This is a genomic window from Sporosarcina siberiensis (assembly GCF_042681925.1).
Classification (GTDB): Bacteria; Bacillota; Bacilli; order Bacillales_A; family Planococcaceae; genus Sporosarcina; species Sporosarcina siberiensis.
In genome coordinates, this window is sequence record NZ_JBHUGI010000034.1 from 147,391 (window position 1) to 169,787 (window position 22,397).

Consider the following 22,397-nt stretch of genomic DNA (forward strand, 5'->3'; position numbering starts at 1 on the left):
TTTTGCTCGCACTCAAGCGGCGTTTGCTTGCACTCAAAAGAGATCTGCTTGCAAGTCAGGACTTCCGACCCGCCAAATTATCCAATAAAAAACGTCCATTAAGCGAGTGGAGCACTTAATGGACATTTAACTTCATTTGACTCCACGCCTATTTCAAAACCCATATTCCTCATCTTTCACTTTCCGTATCGCCTCATAAGCATCCACGAGAAGCACGGTATCTTCCACCAAACGCTCCATGCGGAAAAGTACGTCGTCATTCACGATTTCTTTTCGGTGAAAATCCTGTTCTTCAATAAATACATACGTGGGCACAATATGCGCTTTCATATACGCTAAAATCGGTTTCAGCTGTTGCTCCACCATCAAATAATGCTTCGCCGTGCCTGCTGTAACAAGCATACTCACTACTTTATCTCGGAATGCATCGACCGGTAATAAATCGAAAATATTTTTGAGCGTAGCCGGAATCGAAGCTTGGAACGTCGGCGTCCCAATGATGATCGTGTCCGCTGCCATAATTGTTTCCGTCACATATTTTGTGTCGCCTTCATATTCAAAGTAATTCCGTCCATCACTGAAGACCATTTCAAATTCCGCAAGATCCAGCAATGTAACCTCTACATCCGGATACTTTTCACGAGTAATGTTCAGTGTATAATCCATCGCCGTTCTAGTTTTAGACCCTACTTTGGAGCCTGATAGTAATACGATTTTCATGCGAATCTCCCCTTATTTCCCCGCTGTATATTTCTTCACTGCTGGTAAGATTTCTGTTGCAATCAATTCAATATTTTTCATGATTTTATCAAAAGGAACACCGCCAAAGTCAATTTGAGCCATGAAACGCTGATGACCAAACAGTTCATATTGATAAAGCATTTTTTCAATAATTTGTTGTGGACTTCCAATCATTAGAGCATCGCGCGAATCCGTCGATTGAGCAAATTGTTGTTTCGGATAGCCGCCGCCTCTGAGAGCCATCATTCCTGAATTCGCATATGGATAATATTCACGAAGAGCATCCTGTGAAGTTTCCGCTGTATAAAATAAACTCGTCGTAGAAATCGGCAACTTCGCTGGATCAAAACCGCTGCGCTGCAACGCCTCACGATACGCATCGACCGAAACTTTAAAGTTCGCCGCTGGACCGCCAAGTGTTGTAAGCATCATTGGCACACCGGCATACCCCGCCTTAATCGCACTCGCAGGCGGTCCACCCACACCGCGCCAAATCGGCAAATGTCCGTTTTTCGGTTGCGGTAAAATCGTTGCATTTTCCAAAGGCGCACGGAATTGACCTTGCCACGTCACTTTTTCTTCGTCATTTAATTTCAGTAAAAGCTCCAGTTTCTCTTCAAACAATTCTTCATAATCCTGCACATCATACCCAAGCAAACTATAGGCCCCTATGCGCGAACCTCTTCCCGCAACAATTTCAGCCCGACCTTTAGAAATTAAATCAATCGTCGCGAAATCTTCATAGACACGAACGGGATCCGACACACTTAACACAGTGGCAGAACTCGCAATTTTAATCGTTTTTGTTGCTTGTGCAATAGCACCTAAAATAACGGTATGTGCCTGCGTTGTAAAATGCGTTTGGTGACTTTCACCAACAGCAAACACATCCAGCCCCGCCTCTTCCGCAAGTTTACTCGCCTCAATTAATTCATGAATCCGCTGCTGCGCACTGATTCGGCTTCCTGTTAACGGATCCAGTAAATGGTCCCCAATCGAATACAACCCGAATTCAAGTCCTTTAGTTTGATCTATGCGATATTTCTCCATTAGTATTCTCTCCTTTTTCGATGTCAAGTTGCTTTGAATTGATTAGTCAAGTGATGTTGTAAAAAAAATCACTCCGATGGCAATCCTTTTTTCTGACTGTGTTTATGCACACGCGTCATCAATCTATAGAGTGTTTTCTCTTCTTCTTTCGTTAATACATCTTCAAAAAAGGACGTTTGAAACGCCAGTTGAGCCGGCATTGCTTCTTCTAAAATCGCTTCCGCCTTCTCAGTCAAATTAATCGTTTTCGTTTTCCAGTCCTGTTTACGCACAATATAACCTTCCGTTTCAAGTCGCGCAAGCATACGAGAAATCCCGCCCTGCGTAACCGTCACTCTATCCGCTAATTCACTTTGTGTAAGTGGCTGGTGTAGTTGAATTTGTGCAAGTACATCAAATTGAGCCGTTGTTAAATCAAAACGCTTTAAAAAATCATTCGACAACTGGTTGCTTTGATTCGTAAACCGCATTAAGCGTAACCAAATCAACGATCCCATTGTATTATTACGCATCCAATTTTCCTCCCCATCACTAACCTGACAATCACTTTACTACGCAAGTGATTGGTTTTCAAGCTATTTGTCTTAAATTTGAGTGTCTGGCACTGCTTTTCATCTCACCGGGGAGTTTCCTTACACTCAAGATGGTTTTGGTTGCACTCAAGCCAGATTTGCTTGCACTCCACCCCAGTTTGCTTGCAAGTCATGACTTTCGACCGACCCGATTATCCTCTTTCAGAGTTTTTCTCGGTTTTCTTGGTGCCAGTTTTTTCTTGGTGCCAGTCACTCACACGATTCCGACACTATTCTGAATTGCGTAGGTGACTGGCACTTTTTCTGCTAGTCCAACACATAGCGTTCAAATAGTTCACGAGTAAGGTTGAATCGCGGGTTGATTGTATCGCTTCCATCTGCTTGAACGCCAATCACGACTGAAATATACCGTTTTCCATCGAAAACACCAGTGCTTACAAAGCAAGAATCGGCTTCATCTGTGTACCCTGTTTTCAAACCATCGATTCCCGCCATCGCTTGTGGCATGCCCGACAACATTAAGTTTGTAGCCCATAGTCGAGCGCCGTCGCTAGTTGTAAAATCCGTTATTTTTGTGAATTCAAGCACTGCAGGATGCTTGGCAATTAATTCCTGCGCAAGCACCGCAACATCTTTGGCGGATGAAACATTCGCGTACCCCGCCCCTTTGCCAATATAAGCCCCATCAAGGCCACTTGCGGTGAAATACGTTGTCGCCTTCATTCCAAATAACTTCGCCTGTTCATTCATAATTTCCACAAATGCATCTTCTGTTCCCGCAACCATTTCTGCAAGCGCAATAGCTGCATCATTTGCGGAAACCACCGTCATCGCGGTGAATAGTTCTTTCACGCTATATAATTTATCCGGCGACATCCCCAGTTTAACGACTCCCGATTGCCCAACCATTTGCTGCACATAATCCGTCGGTTCATATGTACTTTCCCAAGTCAGCGATCCGCTTTCAATAGCGTTCAGCACAAGATACTGAGTCATGAGCTTTGACATACTCGCAATCGGCAAGGACTCCGTACTGTTTTCTTTATAAAGCACTTTTCCTGTCTCAGCTTCAATCAAAATAATCGCTTTCGCGTCCTCATTCAAATCAACAGTCTTCGCCATTTCTTCCCGATCTTTAAGTACAAACGTTGCACCCAGCACACATACAAATAAAATAAATAACCATTTCTTCATTCCCCACACCTCTTAATTGCAATCATACACGCAAATAATGAAGAATCCTAAAGTACATTTCTTAAGAATTTCTTAAGATGCGAAAAAACCCTTCTGAATGTAAACAGAAGGGTTGCTAGTTTTTCGCATGAATAGTGTCGGAGTTGTGTGAGTGACTGGCACTTTCTCTACTTTAACTTAATCGTTATTTCACTTTTTCAGTAAACCGAGTAAAGAAGAGTAAGCCGTAACAACTTGTTGGTAATAACCGACTATGTTGTCCCAAACTGTTGTTTTAACAGCTTCTTTTGCTGGAGCTTCTGCAGCATCATCGCTATCAACAGCTTCTTCTGCTACTTCATCACCATCAGTAGGAACTTCTGTAACATCATCGCTATCAACAGCTTCTTCTGCTACTTCCTCACCATCGGTAGGAACTTCTGTAACATCATCGCTATCAACAGCTTCTTCTGCTACTTCCTCACCATCAGCTGGAACTTCTGTAACATCATCGCTATCAACAGTTTCTTCTGCTACGTCCTCACCAGCAGTAGGAACTTCTGTAGCATCATCGCCTTCAACAGTTTCTTCTGCTACGTCCTCACCATCGGCAGGTACTTCTGTAGCATCATCGCCTTCTACTACATCCTCACCATCGGCGGGTACTTCGACCACATTGCCAACATCATCTGGTAAGTTCATACCAAGATGATCTTGAATAATGAAGTCATAGTAATCAATTAAACTACTATAATTTTGTATTACAGATCTATATTCATTTACTTGCTCTTCTGTTAAAATAGTGCCATCGGTTGATTGGTCAGTTGACGTAGTATCTTCATTGATATTATCGTCGGCTGGCCATTCTGTTTCGTCTTCAATTACTGGTACGTCTGTCGCTTCATCTTCATCAACAGGTACATCTGTCGCTTCGTCTTCATCAACAGGTACATCTGTCGCTTCGTCTTCAATTACAGGTACATCTGTTGCTTCATCTTCATCAACAGGTACGTCTGTTGCATCGTCTTCAATTACTGGTACATCTGCTGCTTCATCTTCATCAACAGGTACATCTGTCGCTTCGTCTTCATTAACAGGTACGTCTGTTGCATCGTCTTCGTCAACTGGTACGTCTGTTGCTTCGTCTTCATCAACAGGTACGTCTGTTGCATCGTCTTCACCAACAGGTATGTCAGTTCCTTCGTCTTCATCAACAGGTACATCTGTCGCTTCATCTTCATCAACAGGTATGTCAGTTCCTTCGTCTTCAATTACAGGTACGTCTGTTGCATCGTCTTCACCAACAGGTATGTCAGTTCCTTCGTCTTCATCAACAGGTACATCTGTCGCTTCATCTTCATCAACAGGTATGTCATCATCAACAGGTACATCTGTTGCTTCATCTTCATCAACAGGTATGTCAGTTCCTTCGTCTTCAATTACAGGTACGTCTGTTGCATCGTCTTCACCAACAGGTATGTCAGTTCCTTTGTCTTCATCAACAGGTACATCTGTCGCTTCATCTTCATCAACAGGTACGTCAATTGCATCGTCTTCATCTATAGGATCATCCGAATCGCCCTCATTGGGTGCTTTTTCCAGAAAGTTTTTATTAGCAATTGCACGCATTACTTTTCCTTTTTCAGGTGAACCAGGAATGCTTGTTGCAAAAGATGAGACCTCTTCACCATGATTTTTAAACTCTTTCTCCTCACCCTTTTCGGCAGCTAAAGCTGAACCGCCCGCTCCGAAAATAGCAGCAGTTATCATTGAGCTTGACATTACAAACGGCAAAATCTTCTTATTTTTATTCGTATTCTTCTCTTGTGGATTAGTTTCTTTAGACATGAATCATCAGACTCCCTTTTTTTGTTTTTTAATTTCGACTACTAAATAAGAAAATGAAATAACACTCATTCTATTAAGTCGTTTTGTACATCTACCTCCTACTAAAGCAAAAGCTAAAACCAGGGTCAGTGTTTTAATATCCGTTATGAAGATTTTCAATCGAATAATTTAGCAGTGCCCCGTCTGCTTGTTAACTACACTAACAAATGAAAACAACTCAAGTGTTACAACCAAATAACAATTTTCCATGGAAATGTTATCCTATGTCACAAACGGAAACCACTCCAGTAGTCCTTACTTATAATTGGCCAAAGACCAAAAAGAGGGCCTATTCTGATAGACTTTCCCGGTTAATCCAGTTTACTCCTCTTTTTGAGATCCAAAGTCAAAGCCGTATGCAGACGTGTTGTACTACTTTACTAACATCATTATTGAATGACCCAAATGGCCTGACGTTATTCGATTTTAATATTACAGTTGTCTACAATTCTGGTGCCAGTCACTCACACAACTAAGACACTACTCCGACAACAAACGTATAGGAAACTATGCAAAATAAAACTTTGATGCCAAAAGTGGTGTGATTATTTCATTTTGGGCGTATATTCAAGGTTAAAACCTAGTTATCTAGTTATCAGATTAATTAACACAGTTGTGACAATTCTTCATATTGAGTATGATGAGGTAAAAGAAAGAAGTGAGTCTTATCGTAGCAATATTTAGAAGTGTTGTAGTAGAAATGGAATGTCCCATGAAGAAATCCGCGATCTTTCAACGTCTGGAAGGAATTGCGTATGGCTAGGAAGAATAGAATATGGAATCCCCGTTACTTCGACCATGTCATCATGCGTGGCAACAATCGACAAGATATTTTCCGGACAAAAGCAGATTTCGACGAATTTTTCCGGGTCCTTCACTACGCATATATGAAATACCCCTTTCAAATCGTCGCATATTGCATCATGACCAACCATTATCATCTACTGATCAGGTCGCCAGAAGTTCCTTTAGGTAAAATAATGGCACTCATCAACCGCCGCTATTCGGATTATTTTAACAAGCGATATTCGTACTCTGGTTATTTATACGGAGGCCGCTATTTCGCCAAGGTCGCCGCCAGTACTCATTCTTTATTGGAAGTAAGCCGATACATCCACCAAAACCCCATTGAAACAAAAATCCCTATGGTCAGTAAAATGGAAGAGTATCCATACAGCTCCTTTGCTCTCTACCACAGCAAAAAGCCATCCCCTTATGCATTCCTAGATCTTGAGCTTCTGCCATCCCATCTGCCTCCCCCCTATTCGAAATGCAACAAAGGATATCACATCTTTTGCAACGAGAAAAAAGATGCCGCAATTCACGTGACATCTTTAGACTAAAAAACAGTGCATCAGATCATTCACTTGATCTGATGCACTGTTTTTCGAATTGTGCGAATGGTTCCCGAGTTGTGTGAGTGACTGGCACCGTCTAAAAAGCCAACACCAACCAGAAGTTTATATCTCCAAGTTTTCACCCATACTACGGATACTTGTTGTTTTAGGGGTGGATTGTTTGGACAATAAAGAAATTGATGCCGTTTTTCCATTTAAAGTGGAGGAATTAGAGAAATTGGTTAAAAGTACGTTTGAACATAATTCTGCTGATGATTTACTCTTTTCTATCTACGAACATCGAGGAAAGAAGATTGCTGTATTTGGGATTTCCTATTTGATGGATACAAATAAGCTAGAACGTTCATTGTTGGAACCCCTCATTAACCATAGCAAAAAGTGGACAAGCCAAAGCTTATTAAATGATATTCCATTAGGGAACGGGTCCTCGACTGCGTCATTCCAAGCAATACTAGACGAATTACTGACCGGTAACGTTTTCATCTATATAGAAGAAGAATTGAAAATTGTGTACTACACCCTTTATATGGAGGAAAAACGCAATGTAGAAAAATCCGAACTCGAATCCGTCGTAATCGGCCCGCAACTAGCCTTTACTGAATCTTTAAACACAAATATGAATATGCTTCGCAAGCTCAATAAAACCCCGGACCTCGTCTTAGAAAAGTTGATTGTTGGTGAAATAGTTCCGTGCGAAGTTCGATTGGTTTATATAAAATCAATCGCCAATGAAACAGATGTAAATACGATGCGTCAACGAATTCAAGATTTAGACATTGATGAACTAGAAGATAGTACTGTTTTAAAACAATACATTCATGATTCCTCGTTGGCTCTATTCCCACTATTTTATGAAACAGAATTACCAAGCCGACTAAGCTATGCAATCCAAGAAGGTAAAGTAGGCGTTCTCGTTGAAAATAGCCCACTCAGTTTTATAGCTCCTTCAACATTTTTCAGTTTTTTTGAATCTATGGAAGATATGTATATGCGGTGGCACATCGGATCTGCTTTACGGATTTTAAGAATGTTTGCCATGCTGATTGCACTTTTTTCCACACCAATCTATGTAGCTATTCTGACCTATCAGTATGAGCTTCTTCCAACCGAATTGCTCATTTCCCTTGGTAAGTCCAGAGCTGGCGTTCCTTTCCCACCTATCATAGAAGCGATATTAATTGAACTGTTCATTGAATTACTACGTGAAGCGGGGGTAAGACTTCCGACAAAAGTCGCTCAAGTTATGGGAATCGTTGGGGGAATCGTTATTGGACAGGCAGCTGTTGAAGCTGGGTTAACGAGTAACGTTTTAATTATCGTTGTGGCAATAGGAGCAATTGCTTCATATACGACACCTAGCTCTTTGATGAGTTCTTCTCTTCGGATTCTACGCTTTCCATTGATTTTATTAGCAGGACTTTACGGACTCGTTGGCATTATGTTTGGTGTTTGTCTATTACTGATTCATCTGCTGAAACAGACTTCATTGGGACGTTCCTACTTGTCACCCATTTATCCATTTAGACTTCAAGACTTTAACAAAGTATTTTTCCGCTCACCCCCTTCTAAAAATGACAATCGTGCAACAATGTATCGTCCAAAAGATACCGTTCGATTTTCGCAAAAAAAAGCGAGTAAAAAGCATGATATAGATGAGTAGGTGGAATGTATGGAAATAAATATAAAAATAAAAAAAAGCCTCCGTATCCGAGCTTTTCAACTGTTTTTTATTATGCTTGGAATTCAAACAGGTGTGGGGATCTTAGGAGCACCGCGCTATATTTTCGAAAAATCACATCATGATGCGTGGGTATCCGTATTAATCGCCTTTGTTTATATGCTCATTGTTCTATGGGCGATGTTTCTCATTTTAAGTCAATATGAGAATTCGGACATTTTCGGTATTCAAGTGGATATCTTTGGAAAGTGGTTCGGAAAATTCCTTGGAACCATATATCTCTTTTGTTTTGCAGCTGAATTGCTTTCAGTCCTATTAAGTTACATCGAAGTTATTCAAGTGTTTATTTATCCTTCAATCCCCCCTTATGTCATGGCTTTACTGTTACTAATATTAACCGTTTCTACTGTTAGTGGCGGTATTCGAGTTGTTGTCGGTGTTGTATTCATATTCCTATTGTTAGCGCTATCCATTCTTTCTTTATTATATGATCCAATCTCAAGAATGGAAATCACACATTTCCTTCCAATGTTTGATGCATCCTTTACAGAATTACTGAAAGGCGCTAAAACAACTACTTATACTTTTCTCGGTTTGGAAATCCTGTTTATTATCTATCCATTTATTGATAATAAACAAAATGCGAAGCTCCCTGCCTATTTAGGTGTATCTGCTTCCGCATTCCTTGTTTTACTTGCGACGGTTATTTCAATTGGTTATTACAGCCCCTATGATTTCGACACAATGAAGTGGCCTGTTTTATCCATATTTAAATCTGTTTCCTATTCATTTATGGAACGCTTTGACTATTTCGTTGTTATAGAATGGATGATGCATGTCATTCCAACGATGGTATTGCTTATGTGGGCAATTACGTATGGGACGAAACGATTATATGCCATTCCACAAAAAACGACGTTATACGTAGTCGCAATTTGTTTACTACTCATTTCCAGCTTCATAAAACAAAGCTACAAAATCGAAAACATTACAAATCGTATATCTGAAGTTGGGTTTTGGATAATATTTGTCTATCCAATCGTACTGCTTCCTATTGTTTTAATTAAAAAGAAACGGCAAAAACCTAAAGGGAGTGCAAACTGATGAAAGGCATAAAAGTATCGATGTTATTCCTATTCAGTCTACTTCTTGTAAGTTGTATACAAACCCAAGAAATCGAAAAGTTAGCAGTGATTAACGTTCTAGGAATCGATCATTTTGAAGAGGACCAAATAGAACTCACCGTAGCCGTTTTTCAGTTTTCTGCACAATCAGAGGAAATTACTAAATTAATGTATGGAAAGGGAAAAACGATTAAAGGAGCCGCGGATGATGTAGAAAGTTCTTCTACTTTCAGATTAGCGCCCGGCAAAACGAGATTATCTATTTTTGGGAAAGAAATGGCCGAAATAGGAATTTTGCCTCTTTTAGATACAGCTGTACGTGATGCGAGACTACCTGACTTAATGTATTTGTCGGTCAGTAAGGCAACGGCTAAAGAAATCATTTCTACTGGTGCAGAAGAGCTGACCGTCGATGTCGGAGAATTACTCCACGGAATCATCAAAAATCATTCTACAAATCATAATGTTCCCCGGAGAACAGTACATGACTTTTTACGTATTTATCACGACATAGGACATGATAATGTACTACCACTATTTGAAATTCAAGACAACAACCCGAAACTAACGGCCATTGCGGTATTTAAAGGAGATGAATTTGTTGGAGAAATGACGCTTCAAGAAGCGCTCTTATTGAATTTAATGGATAAAACCGTTAAAGGAGAAAATCTGGATTTGTCACTACCTATTGAACCATTTGAAAATCATCTTGAAAAAAGAGAAGACCGAGATCAGAATAAGGAGGTCGAGATTTCAGTCTTAATTAACAAAGGAAAGAGTAAAACAAAGTTAGTTGATTTTGAGAATCAGATTTTTCAAACGAACACAAATATGGAAGTACGTTTATTAGAACAATCCGCAGGAATTAACCTTGAAAGTCCACATGTTCTAAAACAAATTGAGAAGGAAATAGAAAAGATAATGAAGAGTCGATTTGAAAAACTTTTAAACAAACTTCAAAAGCTTAATGCCGATACTTTTGGTTATGGACGCTATTATAAAAGTCATGAAAAAGGCAAAGACCTTACAAAAGACGAATGGCGCGAAAAGTACCCTGAAATCGATGTTCAATTTAATGTCAGCATAAAAATCCTCCGCCACGGCGTGAAGGACTGATGTGGTTTTGACGTGGTGACAGTCCCCTTTACAATTCAGGCACAATTCAAATCACACCGATATGAACAGTATAATTTCACTCCATTCTTTGCGAATGACTTACACTAATTAACTAAAAAAACAGCGAATCCAATCAAGTTAATTGGATTCGCTGTTTTTCTATGTGTGATTGACTGACATCCTGAAATTAATGACTAGCTACATATAACAAACTTGCGGATTTCAACCTTTTTCGAACCGCAATTCCAACCGACGCCGCCAGTACTGCTTTTATGATCCCTACTGGAATAAACGGTGCAAATCCACCCATAAATGCCGCTTGCCATGGAATTTCAGCAATGAACTTTAACCAAACTGTTCCAAAAACTAATGTGATGATCATCCCGATAAGATTGGCAATAATTGCATTCCGTACTGTGAAACTCGTTTTTTCTAAATAATAACCAATGATAAATGCTGCTGGTATAAAGCCAAATAAAAAGCCACCCGTCGGACCAACCAAACTGCCTAAACCACCTGACATACCCGCAAAAACAGGTACGCCAACCGCTCCAAGACCTAAATATACAAGTACAGAAACTGTCCCGTACTTAGCCCCCAAAATCGTTGCAGCAAGGCCGATTGCTAGTGTTTGTCCTGTAATTGGAACAAGTGGCAACGGAATCGTCACTTGAGCCAACACTCCAATTATTGCTGCAAATAACGCCGTGACAATCATCATTCGCAGTTTTTGATTTGATTCTGTCATTATGTATATATCCCCCTTTAGGTTAACCTTAATGCTTTAAAGGTTAACTCATATTCTATACGAATCGAAAGGAACTTGTCAAATACTATTTTGGGGTCTAGGTTATGTGGGCCTAGTTGGATACGGTGCCAGTCACTCATACAATTCCAATACTATTAAAGTCAAAAATATACCTCATTTCCCCCTATCTATTGAACATTCTTTTCATAACTTAACCTTCTCTTAACCTTGCTCATTTATGATAAAGACGTTTTAAAGAATAGGAGGAGAAGAAGATGAAGAAAACAAAATGGTTGATTGGTACATTTATCATTTCAATTTCAATGTTATTAGCTCCAATGGCTCACGCGGATTTTTCAGACGTTCCTGACGATCATAAATTCAAGAATTATATTGATCATTTAGTTGAATTGGATGCAATTGGTGGCTATCCGGACGGGACATTTCGTGCAGAAAGTAATGTAACACGTGGCCAAGCTGCTAAGATTTTAGCAGTAGCACTTAAAATGCCTTTGATTAATCCAGCAACTCCGACGTTCAAGGATGTACCAAAAACAAATGGTTTCTATACCTACATCGAAACACTTGCAGCAAAAGGAATCATTGCCGGGAATCCCGATGGAACATTCAAGAGTCAAAATAGTTTAACTCGGGCACAAGTGGCTGCAATTATTGCAAACAGCTTTGATTTGGCGGAGAGATCTTATGTTGAATTCAAAGATGTTGACCGTAACCAATGGTATTATCTAAACATAGACAAACTGGCAACTTCTGAAATAACAGTAGGTTACCCTGGAAATTTGTTTAAACCGAGTGGAATTGTAACCCGTGGAGAGATTGCAGCTTTTATAAGTAGAGGAATCAATGGCTACGATACAAGTAAATACGAATACCGAAACGTTTTCCTAAATATGTCCAAAGCTCAGGTAAGGGTTATTGAAGGCATTCCGTCATTAGAAAATGAAAAGTACTTGGTGTACAACTCTGTTAAAGGAAATCCACTAAACGCCAAAATCACTTATACTTTTTTCTACGGCGAGCTTGATATTATGGAATTCGATTTTGATTTAAGTCATATTCCTGCTACCGAAGCTGCAACAGAAGCTTTCTTCAACGACATTGTAAATAAAACATTTAAACCACAGTTCGGAGATGTTACTTCCAATGAAAAATATGAATGGATGCATTCGGATTTCACCAAAGACTCACTCTATGCATTTTGGTTTACACCTACAGGAAACAGAATTGAATTAGTACTTCAAGTGAAATCTGTAGAAAAAGGACCAGAAATGATTTTACGTGTTGTTCGATAACTCTTTTGAGAGATTTTAATTTTGGTAATTAGAACAACAATGATAACATGTAAAGAAAAGGGAGCGAGTCTTAAAAGACCTGTTCCCTTTTTCTTTTCAGAACCACGCGCTAGTAAGCACCCAATATCAGTCATAATAATAGATCTCAAAGTTTAGTTTGGAACTCTAACATTTAGGGTAAACACTAGATTAGGAGGAGGTTTTCTTCAAGTGTTTATAACTGAGCATTCCCTACTTATGTTCAGGAATAGAAATCCCTTCTATTCTATTATTCTAAAAGGAAACAAGAGTTTACCTAGCGAAAAAAGTTTACAATTTCTAAAGGAGGAAATAAACTAATGACGAATCATTCAAAGAAACGCAAATTTTTAGCAACATCAATAACAGCAACAATGGTAGCTGCAGCAGTAGCTCCAGTAGCAGGTTTTGCCGCAGCACCAGGGCCATTCCCAGACGTTCCAGCTACTCATAATTATGCAGGTGCGATTGCTGACATGGCAAATGCCAATGTCATCGAAGGTCTACCAAACGGTAACTTTGACTTAGGAGGTCACATCACACGATCTCAAGCAGCACAAATGGTAGCAGGTCTGCGTAGTTTACAAACTGGTGCACAAGCAAACACTACAAACTTTGCTGATGTTAAAAGTAATGTATGGTATACAGGTGCGATAAACTCATTAGTATCTGAAGGAATTATTGCAGGAATTTCAGCAACAACATTTGCACCAAATGAAAAAATTACACGTGGCCAATTGGCACAGTTATTAGTGGTAGCATATGATTTACAAGGTGAAAATGTAGACAACGTTACATTGCCATTCACAGATATTACGGGTGATGAATGGTATGCAAATCCGATCAAGATTCTATATAAACATAATTTAATCAATGGTCAGACACCAACGAAGTTTGGTCCTAAAGACAACATGAAACGTGGAGACTTCGCATGGTTAGCCGCTAACATTGATTACGCACAAGGTAATAAACTTCCAAAGCCTACACCATCAGCACCAAGTGTGGAATCGATAGAAGCTATTAATGCTACTCAAACTGAAGTTAAGTTTACCAAAGCAGTAGATAAGGCTAGTTTATTTACAACTGGTTCAAGTGGTGCTTTTATTGGTACGGCAACCGTAACAATGTCAACACTTGATGGTAAACCTGCTGGTACTTATTCAGGAAAGTTGTCTTCTGATGGGAAAACACTAACTGTTACTACTCAAAATCCTTTATCGAAACGTTATGACGTTGTAATTGACGGACTAATGACTACAGAGGGAGACAGCGTGGCAAAATATGAGGAAACGATAACAATTTCTGCAGATCAAACTGCACCAACTATTATAGGAACTGAAAAATTAAATGCTTCTAAAGTGAAAGTTAACTTCTCAGAGCCAATGAAAGCATTCACAACAGTTACTTTTAAGTATGCGGATAATGGAGCTGCGATTGTAAATGGTGCGGCTGCTGGACAAATTGCTGCCGCAATTACTGCCGGTGCATCTGATGTTACTTTCTCAATTGGTGCTAATATTGACGCATCAAGAGAAATTATTGCTACATTTATCGGTGCGGAGGACCAAGCCGGTAACCTAATATCGCCAAACCCAGCAACAGTTTCATTCATGAAAGGTGCTGCTGATGGGGTTGCCCCAACAGTAGGCCCAATAACTCAAACTGGTGCTAAATCCTTTTCCATCAAGTTTTCAGAGGAAATTCAAACGCCTCCAACAGTAACCGGTACTGGTTTAGCTCCAAACACCGTTATGAAAGATGAAACTGATCCTACAGTGTATCACTACACTTTAAATACTGGTATGTTACCTGTTGTCGCTACAACACTATCAATTGGATCCTTTGATGACTTGAGTGGAGAAAATAATCCTGGAACTACTAAAGTTGTAACATTTACTCAAGATACAACTGCACCTCAAGTAACTTCTAGTGCAGTAGTTAAAGATGCAACAAGTAAGAAAGAATATCTAGAACTTACGCTTGATAAAAATGTTGATTTAATTGCTGCATCTAGGATAGCAGGAGGAACAACAAATGGTTCATATATTAAAAACTCTGTAACAACTGCAATTGCTAATGGATCTCTCGCGAATGCACCTATTACTTATAAGTCGCTTGGAAACAAAAAAGTAGTTCGCTTTGAATTAAAAACATTACTCGGAAATACTATGGACGTTAAAGATGCCGTCTACTCTCTTAATTTAGCTATCAGTAATATAGTAAGTGAAGCAAATACACCAATTACTAGTGCTGGGGTTACATTTACTCGCGGTGAAGACGGAGTAGTAGCCAATACAAATACGAATGTTTTAGGGGCTCCTGTAGTAAGTGCTGTAGCTAATGATAATAGCAAAGTACACGTATTGTTCCCGGCAGAAGTAGATGGTGCTTCTGCGGTTGATGTTTCTAATTATTCAATTGACGGCGCTGTAATTGAATCAGTAACACTACAACCTGTCTCTGGAGGAACTCAGTTAGCAATACTAAATCTAGCAGCCAATTCCAATACATTTACGGGTGTTCGTAATAGTATGGTAAGTGGTGTAAAAGCTATAAATTCATCCAAAACAATGCTTCCATTCTCTAGTACACTAAACCTTAAGGAGAATGTTGTTCCAACAGTAACTTCCGCTCAGTTAACAGACGTTGATAAAGTGACTCTTACTTTCAGTGAATCGGTTACTACAGCCGCCGTTACTACAGATTTCGAATTACTTATCGGTGGTTCTGCGGTTGCAACTAAAACAGTAGTCACTACAGATGCACAAACTAAAAAGTCAACTATTGTATTTACTATAGAAAACCCTGTTAGTGCAGCAAACATCGCTACAGGATTATCATTAAAAGCTTTAAGTGGTTTAAATATACTAGATGATGTTGGAAATAATCTTTCAGTACCTGCTACTATTACAATTACTCAATAAATTATTTCAAGTTTTAGCCGAAGAAACTCTCTGATCAGTTGAAACTTAAATAACTAAAGCTCTGTAGAGATAACTCTCTACAGAGCTTTTTCTATTCTGAGTGGAAATAGTTTGGTGTGGAGTACCTGTGCATGAAAAACAACGAACAATTCAACCAACTGTATATACATTCAAATCTAAAGACTGCTTCAGCATATACCTTATAAATATGTAATTGGAGTGTATTGTAAGAATACTATTATGCATAGGCACCCAAAACTAAATTTTACCTATGCTTTTATTTTAAGTAGATGGTCCGTCCTACTCCCCAATCTACTGCATTTCCTGTTTTTTCTGTCGCAAATCGAATCGGGATAAGTGTCCTGCCATTTCGTATGGTGGCAGGTACATCTAGTTGAATTTTCGTTCCATTGACGTAAACATCTTTATTGTTGATTTTCATTGTAATGCTTGTATCTTCTGAAAAAGCTTGAACGGTTTGTGTTTTTTCATCCCATGTCAATTGAAGTCCTACTTTCTCAAAAAAAGATCGGGCTGGAACAAGCATACGTCCGTTCTCAATGGTTGCTGTATCTGGTTCAAACGCCAAAAGTTCCTTGTTAATCGTCGCTTTCAGTTCTTGTGTTTGACTCATATAAACAGTTGAAATAGATGGTGACAGATTTTTGAATAAATCAATTGATATATAAGTTACATTCGATTTGGTAAAAACATCATTTTTAGTATCTAGTAATTTATTGTTTAAATAAATGGAATGATTAAACGAATTGAAGGTCATCGTTTTTTTATTTCTGTCTAATTGAGTTCTTTTTCCATAAGCCTCCATAAGTAATTTTTTCGTATCAGCATATCTCTTTGTTCGGTCTCCACGCAGCATAACTACAATGTATTGATGATCGCCATTCATTGCAATGCTCACAAGGTTATGTCGAGCTAAGTCAGTGTACCCTGTTTTTCCTGCTTGAATCGAAGGGAAATAATGAGCACTATTCCGGTTGATAATCTCGTTTGTACTACTCCAAGATTTCATTACCCTCACACCTTTTTTATTCAGATAGCTTGTTAGATAATAGGGCGTCCTAGCTATTTTAAGGAACTCAGGATGCGTAGCAGCCTCTCCAACAATCAGAGCAAGATCTGAAGCGGTTGTATATAGATTTTTGTTATGATATCCATGCGCATTGGTAAAATTCGTATGAAGTGCGCCTAATTCTTTTGCTCTTTGGGTCATCATTCTAGCAAAGTTTTGTTCTGTACCACCGATGTGTTGGGCAACAGCTACAGCTGCATCATTCCCTGATGGAAGCATCAGGGCATAAAGAAGCTGTTCTAGTGTCATGACATCACCTGGTTTTATCCCTGCCTTTGAACTATCCGATGGAACATTTTTCACTCCATTTCCGATTTTAACAATATCTTGTAAACTCCCTTTTTCAATAGCAAGTAGAGCTGTCATAACTTTTGTCGTACTGGCTGGATATAATTTCGCATGAGCATTTTTTGAAAAAATAGGTTGAGCGTGGTTGGTATTTTCGACTACTAAACCCGCATATGTATTAATTATAGGATTCATTCGAAAAGTATCTTCCACATTTCCAGATTGTTTGGGTAGTTCATCAACTAGATTAGATGGTTTCTCTATATTATCATTAGATAAATATAGATTTCCTGAGTCCATACTCAAAGATAAACTTAAAAATTGTGCAGCATCTTGAAGGGGGATATACCCTTTCCCCTTATATGAAATTAGACTTCCACCTTGTAAAGTTTGAAAATCATTATATTGAATAAAGTAGGATTCTTCATGTGCTTTAATCTCCTTTGGAAACTCCATCGCATTTCCAATATTTACAGGTAATATGAATATAACCGCTATAAATAAGGCTATTATTTTCTTCGGCATGTTTTAAACTCCTTTTATTTTTTGATATTCCAAATCAGCAACAACTTTACAACAAAACACAACTTTCTACCCGTTTTTTTATAATACATCTATCTACATATTACTAGTAACCTAGGCAAAAGGAAAGGTATTTTTCTTCCTTGGGTGAATATTCGGAAGGTTATAAATATATTTATATTGACAAACATTATCGGAACTGTAATGATATTTGTAGGGAGAATTTACTATAATGGTAAGAAAGAGTAGTTACTTTTTTTAGTATAATTATAGAAATTGAGGTGGGCAAATGAAAAGATATCTTCTATTATTTATGGTTGCTATTTTCCTAATCTTCGTTCCTAAAGAGACGAATGCAGCAGAAAGTCAGCTTATTATTATTAATAAGTCAAATAACCAACTGGCCTTTTTCGAAGATGGCGAGTTAGTTCGAACTTTCCCGGTCGGAACGGGACGCTCTAAGGAGCTAACACCAGAAGGGACATTTCCAATTGTGAATAAAATTAAAAATCGACCTTATTATTCCGGGGGGATTCCAGGCGGAAGTCCAGAGAATCCATTAGGGAATCGTTGGCTTGGCTTAAAAGTACGCGGGACCAATGGCACTACATACGCGATTCATGGCAATAATAATCCAAGTTCCATTGGAGAGTATGTTAGTGCCGGCTGTGTTCGGATGCATAACGAAGATGTTCACTGGCTGTTTGATCGTGTACAAACAGGGACAAATGTAGTTATTTTAACTTCTTCAAAGTCATTCAATGACATAGCTATAGAAAAAGGATACCGGCCAACACCTCCGGTTAAGGTAATGCTTGATGGAAAAGAAATCACAACAAGTGAAAATGCAATTATTGAGAATGGCCGTGTATTAGTTCCAATGCGTTCGATTTTCCAAGAACTTGGAGCTACCGTTCGTTGGGAAGCTGCCACCTCTTCAATAACCGCTACCAAAAAGAGCGATACCGTTCAGTTAAAAATCGGTTCCAAGCAAGCAATGGTTAATGGCCGTTCGACTGTTCTAGAAGTAGCTCCAAAAATCTATCAAAGCGTTACTTTTGTCCCTACTCGATTTGTAAGTGAATCACTCCGTATTAATGTGAAATGGGATAGCTCAAGTAGAACGGTTATCTTGACTACACCAAAGGCTCCTTCAAAAACATCCATTAGCGTTTCGGTCAATAGTAACAAATTAACCGAAACAGGATATCTCACTGAGGGCAGGTCGTTTATTCCTGTTAGCGGAGTTTTCACTTCACTAGGAGCATCCGTTTCTTTTAATGGAACGACATCGACACTGACAGTTACAAATGGTGGCAATGTGCTAGTTTTGAAGGCTAGTAGTAAACATGCGATATTAAATGGTCAATCAATCACTCTATCAGCTGAGGCTAAAATTGATAAGGGACGTTTTTATGCTCCAACCACTTCTGTAATACAGGCATTAAACGGAACCGTTATGTTTGATTCGAAAACGAACACAGTAAACATTACATTACAATAGGATATGGAAGAGTTCTTTTCCATGTATCCAGTTATAACTACCCAAAGAAAAAGGATCTCAATTAAGAGATCCTTTTCAGTTTACTCCAAATTAAGACAGCTTATTTCAATCTTTGTAATGAAATTTATCCACAGGGAACAGTTCCGGTTTCAGGTGAAATCTCCTCGGATTTACTTTTTGAAGTAGACCAGCATCAATCCATGATCAAAGTCCATATGCCTCCAAGAATTGTGATGCTAGTAAGTTAATCTCATAGAAGTCATCATCACCTAAGATAGGACGTTTGCCCATGAAGGTGTAGGACTCAATATATTCTTCTGAGCTATATTTTCCGCCCAAGAGAAAGTTTCCCTCGTGGTCATACGCGACTATTGAGACCTTAGTTCTTCCCGGAATTCCATAATCAGGGATGAAGACAAGTACTTCAGTGATTTTTCCTCCGCCAGGAAGAGATTTGGTGTATGAATAATTAGTGAAGCCTATACCCTTTTCTACTACACTTGCTCCTGTTGGAACTGCTGACACCAACTTACCTAGTGTAGGTAAGTTCCCAATATATATAGATCGAGTAGAACTATCCCACTGAACCTTTTCACCCAATGCCTCACTAATAAATCTTAGAGGTACAAGCGTTCTTCCGTATTGTACTTTAGCGGGAACAGATAATGTTACCGTTTTCCCATTCACTTTTGCATTTCTAGATCCAATCTTCAGCCAAATTTTCGTATTGCCTTTATGAGCCTCTATTGTTTGGCTTTTCGAGTTCCAGTTTACACTAGCTCCCAATGATTCAAAAATTCCCCTTAGAGGTGTAAGCGTTGTTCCTTTTTCCACATCTGCCTGATAACTATACTCTTGTCTTTGACCATCTATGTATATTGATACCCCACCTTGTACGTATACTTGTGCTACAGATGCAGCATTAACACTATGACTCCCTAAAGCAAAAACGAAACAAAAAATTAAAGGTAAAATAACAAATCTACTATATTTTTTCATAATTCTCCTCCTCAACTCAATCTAACTCTACTATACTACAAACCAATTGAATTTGTGAGATAGCTGTGCAAGAAAAAAACGACAAACAATTCAAGCAATTGCATATACATACAAATACGAGGAGTTTTTCAGTATATTTCGAATAAATATGTAATTGGATTGTATAGTCAAAATAACTTTACATACAGGTATCTAGAGTGAATGGATTCTACGGGGTACCTGTTTCAGGAAAAAAACCCTTCAGTCGAATACTCGATTGAAGGGTTGAATTAGATGACGTGAAAAGGATCTTAGATTATTTTATTCGAATGAGAATGTATACGTGTCTGCAAAGGCTTTGCCATCAATTGTACCTGTTACCGTAAATTCGATAGACTTTCCATTTAAGAAATCTATTGGAGTTTCTTTTGAAATATCTTCTCCAGATACTACAGCATTAACTTTCACTAGAGCCTTAGTAATCATGTCATCAAAATTAATGACATTGTTATTCACTGACTGTTGTGAAGTTATATCAAAATTATCTCCATTAATTGTTAGTTTATAAGTTACAGCAGCAGTCGAAACTACTGTATTTGACTTAAACGCATTAAATACGGTAGTTGCATCCGTGGTGAAATCACCAAGTTTCTTATTTCCCGTAGTATCTACAGTGAATGTATTTCCCGTTAAACTCTTTATAACACCCTCGCCTTTATTCAAGTACGCGCGAAGTTGATTATTCAACAATTGTTCTCCAGTTAGATTAGCAGCAGGTGGAGCTACAACAGTACCACCGCCACCAGGTGATGGTGCTACCGGTTTCGCATCAGGGTTTGTTACTCCGTCGATTTCGCCGATGTTGCCTTTGACTGCGCTGTAGTTTTTAATCAAATCTTCTACTTTTGCGCCTTTAGGTAGGACGATGTTGCCGATTTTTGCGTTAGTTCCTAAAGTAAGGTTCGAGTTTGGTGTGCTGATAGTTAAGCTGACGACATTACCATCAATTTTGATGTTGGATGCGCCGGTCATTATTGTTACCGATGGAATTGAAATTCCTTTATCCGCTACTAAATTGACGTTGGATGATACTGTAACCGCTCCAACTTTTGTCGTTCCTCTTAATTCAAGTGTAACAGCACCCGTTTGTGATAGGTTTACAGCGCCAAGTACCGAGTTATGGAAAATAATTTGTGCCGCCGATTCTGCTGCTGCAGCTGTTGAAAGTCCTGTATTTCCGGATATATTTGAAGCGACTTTTGCTAATGCACTAGCCACAGTTTTATCGGAAACATTTGTTGCTCCTTTAACTGTAACACCATCAGCTTTGAAGATGTGACCCACTGATTTTCCGATTTCCAAACTACCGTTAATCGTTAAGTTATTCAAATTAACGTAGTCGCCGTTAATAACTATATTTCCTACAAATGTAGATTTTTTACCGTCGAGTACAACGTTGTTTTTAGCGTCTCCACTTGCATTGATTTCGATAGATTTCACCTTTGTAATTACATCGTCTACTGTCTTAAATTTAATTACTGCACCTTTAAGGGCTGCTTGGTTAGAAGTGTTAAATAGAGTTTGTAAGTCTTCTGAAAGTTTGTAAGTTCCAGTTGACAACTCTACTGAATCTGCTGTTACGCTTATAACTTCCGCCTTCTCTTGAGCAGCTGTTTCACTACGGACAACAAATGATGCCATTTGTCCACGAAGAACGGGTGCATTTGGTGAGAATGTTGTGGCAGTTGTTCCTGCTGTGATGTTGTTTGTTAGTAATGTTTGAACATATCCCGCATATGGAGCTTTAGCATCAACGTCCTTAAAGCGTTTATCCGTCAGAGCTTCTCCTTCGAATTCAAAGCCAAGCGTGATGATTGTCGCCATTTCAGAACGTTTCAAAGTTTTTTCTTGTCCGAATGTACCATCAGGGAACCCATTGATGATCCCTTTTTGCGCTAGTGCTGCAATTGCACCATAGTAATTATCCGTTACTTTTAGATCAGTGAAACCTGGGTTTTTAACGTTTTTTGTATCCAAGTCTAAGACGTTAGCAAGTATTATTGCCGCTTGGCCACGGGTAACTTCTTGATACGGCTTATATGTACTGTCAGGGAACCCTACTATAACCCCGCGTTCTACTAATTGTAATACGTCTTGGTAGAAGTATTGTCCTTTCTCTAGATCTTTAAGAGTTGGTGCTGCTGCATCTGCAAACGTTGGAACAACTGCAACGAAAGCCCCCGTAGCGACGGTTGCTGCAAGTGTAGCTTTAAAAAGTTTCTGGTAAGAATTTGAATACTTTTTCAATGTTATTTCCTCCCTATAATTCATGTTATTTATTAGAACATTCAC

At 38.9% G+C, this 22,397-nt stretch carries 16 protein-coding genes; 7 read left to right on the top strand and 9 right to left on the bottom strand.

Annotated elements, in window-relative coordinates:
* Positions 1–153 precede the first annotated feature (153 nt).
* From ACFSFY_RS14745 to ACFSFY_RS14765, 5 genes are all read right to left on the bottom strand, one after another.
* Complete coding sequence (locus ACFSFY_RS14745) at positions 154–720, bottom strand: NADPH-dependent FMN reductase (protein ID WP_381539317.1); 567 nt, start codon at positions 718–720, stop codon at positions 154–156.
* Between the two features lie 12 nt (positions 721–732).
* A complete protein-coding gene (locus ACFSFY_RS14750; protein ID WP_381539319.1) occupies positions 733–1,791 on the bottom strand; it encodes an LLM class flavin-dependent oxidoreductase in 1,059 nt (352 codons plus the stop codon).
* A gap of 68 nt (positions 1,792–1,859) precedes the next feature.
* On the bottom strand, positions 1,860–2,303 hold the full coding sequence (locus tag ACFSFY_RS14755) for a MarR family winged helix-turn-helix transcriptional regulator (protein ID WP_381539321.1): 444 nt from the start codon (positions 2,301–2,303) through the stop codon (positions 1,860–1,862).
* Positions 2,304–2,630: 327 nt separating this feature from the next.
* The gene (locus tag ACFSFY_RS14760) at positions 2,631–3,518 is read right to left on the bottom strand and encodes a D-alanyl-D-alanine carboxypeptidase family protein (protein ID WP_381539322.1); all 888 of its coding nucleotides are present in this window, start codon (positions 3,516–3,518) and stop codon (positions 2,631–2,633) included.
* A gap of 189 nt (positions 3,519–3,707) precedes the next feature.
* Positions 3,708–5,345 carry a hypothetical protein gene (locus ACFSFY_RS14765; RefSeq protein ID WP_381539323.1) on the bottom strand — a complete coding sequence of 546 codons (1,638 nt, stop codon included), beginning with the start codon at positions 5,343–5,345 and terminating at the stop codon, positions 3,708–3,710.
* A 794-nt stretch (positions 5,346–6,139) separates the two neighbouring features.
* Between ACFSFY_RS14765 and ACFSFY_RS14770 the strand changes: the two genes are divergently transcribed.
* From ACFSFY_RS14770 to ACFSFY_RS14785, 4 genes are all read left to right on the top strand, one after another.
* Positions 6,140–6,727, top strand: a complete 588-nt coding sequence (locus ACFSFY_RS14770) for a transposase (protein ID WP_381539324.1) — start codon at positions 6,140–6,142, stop codon at positions 6,725–6,727.
* 175 nt (positions 6,728–6,902) lie between these two features.
* On the top strand, positions 6,903–8,402 hold the full coding sequence (locus tag ACFSFY_RS14775) for a spore germination protein (RefSeq protein ID WP_381539326.1): 1,500 nt from the start codon (positions 6,903–6,905) through the stop codon (positions 8,400–8,402).
* Positions 8,403–8,411: 9 nt separating this feature from the next.
* On the top strand, positions 8,412–9,524 hold the full coding sequence (locus tag ACFSFY_RS14780) for a GerAB/ArcD/ProY family transporter (RefSeq protein WP_381539328.1): 1,113 nt from the start codon (positions 8,412–8,414) through the stop codon (positions 9,522–9,524).
* Entirely contained in the window at positions 9,524–10,660 is a 1,137-nt protein-coding gene (locus ACFSFY_RS14785; RefSeq protein ID WP_381539330.1) for a Ger(x)C family spore germination protein, read from the top strand. The genes ACFSFY_RS14780 and ACFSFY_RS14785 overlap by 1 nt, the downstream gene beginning before the upstream one ends.
* 187 nt (positions 10,661–10,847) lie before the next feature.
* Here the strand turns inward: ACFSFY_RS14785 and ACFSFY_RS14790 are convergent, their stop codons facing one another.
* Positions 10,848–11,408, bottom strand: coding sequence for a biotin transporter BioY (locus ACFSFY_RS14790; RefSeq protein WP_381539332.1), 561 nt, complete (start codon positions 11,406–11,408; stop codon positions 10,848–10,850).
* 275 nt (positions 11,409–11,683) lie between these two features.
* Between ACFSFY_RS14790 and ACFSFY_RS14795 the strand changes: the two genes are divergently transcribed.
* Both ACFSFY_RS14795 and ACFSFY_RS14800 read left to right on the top strand, forming a co-directional pair.
* Complete coding sequence (locus ACFSFY_RS14795) at positions 11,684–12,721, top strand: S-layer homology domain-containing protein (RefSeq protein WP_381539334.1); 1,038 nt, start codon at positions 11,684–11,686, stop codon at positions 12,719–12,721.
* 338 nt (positions 12,722–13,059) lie between these two features.
* Positions 13,060–15,663, top strand: a complete 2,604-nt coding sequence (locus ACFSFY_RS14800) for an S-layer homology domain-containing protein (protein ID WP_381539336.1) — start codon at positions 13,060–13,062, stop codon at positions 15,661–15,663.
* A gap of 277 nt (positions 15,664–15,940) precedes the next feature.
* Here ACFSFY_RS14800 and ACFSFY_RS14805 read toward each other — a convergent pair whose 3' ends face one another.
* On the bottom strand, positions 15,941–17,566 hold the full coding sequence (locus tag ACFSFY_RS14805) for a stalk domain-containing protein (RefSeq protein WP_381539338.1): 1,626 nt from the start codon (positions 17,564–17,566) through the stop codon (positions 15,941–15,943).
* Between the two features lie 286 nt (positions 17,567–17,852).
* Between ACFSFY_RS14805 and ACFSFY_RS14810 the strand changes: the two genes are divergently transcribed.
* Positions 17,853–19,067, top strand: coding sequence for a L,D-transpeptidase family protein (locus ACFSFY_RS14810; protein WP_381539340.1), 1,215 nt, complete (start codon positions 17,853–17,855; stop codon positions 19,065–19,067).
* Positions 19,068–19,271: 204 nt separating this feature from the next.
* Here ACFSFY_RS14810 and ACFSFY_RS14815 read toward each other — a convergent pair whose 3' ends face one another.
* On the bottom strand, positions 19,272–20,066 hold the full coding sequence (locus ACFSFY_RS14815) for a copper amine oxidase N-terminal domain-containing protein (RefSeq protein ID WP_381539342.1): 795 nt from the start codon (positions 20,064–20,066) through the stop codon (positions 19,272–19,274).
* 300 nt (positions 20,067–20,366) lie between these two features.
* Positions 20,367–22,352, bottom strand: coding sequence for an S-layer homology domain-containing protein (locus tag ACFSFY_RS14820; protein WP_381539344.1), 1,986 nt, complete (start codon positions 22,350–22,352; stop codon positions 20,367–20,369).
* Positions 22,353–22,397: the final 45 nt, after the last annotated feature.